General features: G+C 62.5%; 2 protein-coding genes. Both read right to left on the bottom strand.

Features of this window, described 5'->3' with window-relative positions; translation table 11 throughout:
- Positions 1–296: 296 nt before the first annotated feature.
- A complete protein-coding gene (locus tag BM052_RS19195) occupies positions 297–1,490 on the bottom strand; it encodes an IS91 family transposase (protein WP_091149470.1) in 1,194 nt (397 codons plus the stop codon).
- Positions 1,491–1,494: 4 nt separating this feature from the next.
- Positions 1,495–2,400: a tyrosine-type recombinase/integrase gene (locus BM052_RS19190; protein ID WP_091149469.1), complete on the bottom strand. Its 906-nt coding sequence runs from the start codon at positions 2,398–2,400 to the stop codon at positions 1,495–1,497.
- Between the last annotated feature and the right edge of the window lie 119 nt (positions 2,401–2,519).

Below are 2,519 nucleotides of genomic sequence, written 5' to 3'. Positions count from 1 at the left end.
GTCCAAGGATTTCGGGCGCTTGCGTACGGAATCCTGACATGGAGGAACCCGCGGGCCCCATACACTGATCTATGGGTAAAAAGGCTCTGGGATGTTCCTGGGTGACTGGCGCGAGTCACCGAGTTTAATTGCTCCAACGGCTGGAGCGACGCTTGCCAGCAGGTTGAGTTGGTCGATGACCTCGGATTTCACGGATCGACTGGCCGTTCGATTTTGAGAACATGGCAAGGACCCGTGTATCTTCGCCAGCCAGCGCGCGTTACGCGTGACCGTAATACTGTACGGGCCATGCCGGATCATGACGCATTCTCCCGGATGGACGGTATGGGTGATGGCGGTGCGCGGGGCTGGCACCAGCGCGCGAAAGCTTCGATAATGGTCATGTGTCCGCCGCAGCACGGGCACGGCGGGCGATTGTCGGTCGGTTGGTCGGCTTCAGTCTTGATCATTGGCACTTCGGCATTCAGCAGCTTTCGGGCAAGTGCGAGGCTGTCCTTGCGCGCGGAACTCGACAACAGGCCGTAATGTCGGATGCGGTGGAAGCCTCGGGGCAGGACATGGATCAGGAAGCGGCGGATGAACTCGTCGCTCGTCAGGGTCATGACCTGCTGGCGCTCCTGCCCATCGCGGCGATAGTCCTTGAACCGGAACGTGACGCTGGCCTCGTCGAAGTCGATAAGGCGCCGGTTCGAGATGGCGACGCGGTGGGTGTAGCGCGACAGATAAGCGAGCACGGCCTGCGGCCCGGCGAAGGGCGGCTTGGCATAGACCACCCAACGTTTTTTCCGCACCGGGGCAAGATGGCGCAGGAATGCCTTGCGCTCCGCCAGGCTCGCCATGGTGCCGAAGAAGCCGAGCTTTCCAACATCGAACAGCGCGAGCAGACGGGTGAGGAACAGCCGGCGGAACAACGTGCCTAGAACTCGCACCGGGAGCAGGAAGGAAGGACGCGAGGACACCCAGCGCATGCCGTCAATCGCGATGCCGCCGCCCGGCACGATCATGTGCACGTGCGGATGGTGGGTCATCGCCGATCCCCATGTGTGCAGGACGGCGGTGATGCCAATCCGTGCGCCGAGATGCCTGGGATCGGCGGCGATGGTCAGCATCGTCTCCGACGCTGCCCGGAACAGCAGATCATAGACCACCGCCTTGTTCTGGAAGGCGATGTCAGCGATCTCGGCAGGCAGTGTGAACACAACGTGGAAATAGCCGACAGGTAGCAGGTCGGCCTCGCGCTCAGCGAGCCACGTGCGCGCCGCCGCACCCTGACACTTGGGACAGTGCCGGTTGCGGCAGGAGTTGTAGGCGATCCGCCAGTGACCGCATTCGTCGCAGGCTTCGACGTGACCGCCTAGCGCGGCGGTGCGGCAATTCTCGATGGCCGTCATGACCTTGAGCTGTCCAAGGCTCAGGTGCCCTGCGTGGGCCGCCCGATAGGCAGGTCCGGCAGCGCGGAAGATATCGGCGACCTCGAGCGAGGTGCGCACCGGTTTAACCGGGAGGCGCTCTGCCTTCCATCAAGGCGACGATCTGGTCGAGCGGGCTGGCCACCGCTCGCATAGTCTTGCTCGATACCTTGGTGTAGATGGCGGTGGTGTCGATGTTGGTGTGGCCCAGCAGCACCTGGATTACGCGAATATCGACACCCTGCTCGAGCAGGTGAGTGGCAAATGAGTGGCGCAACGTATGCGGGCTCACTCGCTTGTGGATCCCGGCGAACTCGGCCGCTTCATGCACGGCGCGGTGCAACTGGCGCGCCGAGATCGGATCAGTGCAACTGCGACCTGGGAACAGCCAGCCATGGGGTAACATCACCCCGCGCCGATTGCCTTCGCGCCACCATTGACGGAGCAAATTCAGCAGATGCGGTGAGAGCATGGCGTTACGGTCCTTGCGCCCCTTGCCCTGTTCGACGCGGATGACCATGCGCTTGCTGTCAATGTCTCCGACCTTGAGGTGGGTTACCTCTGACACTCGCAGGCCCGCGCCGTAGGCCACGCTAAATGCTGCCTTGTATTTGATGCCTGGCGCCGCCTCGATTAGCCGTGCTGCCTCTTCGACGCTCAGGACTTCCCGAAGTTTGGGTTCGCACCGTACGATGGAGAGCCCCAGCGCTATCTCCGGCCGCTTGAGCGTCATGGTGAAGAGGAAGCGCAGTGCCGATACTGCGGCGTTGATGGTTGCCGGGCCGACGGCGCGCCGATGCTGATCGAGTTGAAATCGCCGGAGGTCTTCTGCGCTCGCCGTATCAGGAGGGCGGCCCAGGAACGCGGCGAAGGATCGGACGTGGCGAATGTAGTCCTGCTGCGTATGCGCTCCAAGACCCCGAAGCTTCATATCCTGCACCATCCGCTGGCGCAGCGAACCGATCGGGGCAGAGGCAATTGTAGTGTCCATGGTGAGTTCCTTTGCGTTTAAGGAACCTCACAATCTCATGACGACGCCGTCTCGCCCAAAGCCTTGCAAATACGGCGCGACCTCACCCCAAGCACCCCTCCCGCGAAGCGGGTTCGTCC

Source organism: Novosphingobium sp. CF614 (assembly GCF_900113255.1).
Lineage (GTDB): Bacteria > Pseudomonadota > Alphaproteobacteria > Sphingomonadales > Sphingomonadaceae > Novosphingobium.
The sequence above is the reverse complement of the archived record's forward strand: the minus strand, read 5'-3'. Positions and strand labels throughout refer to the sequence as shown.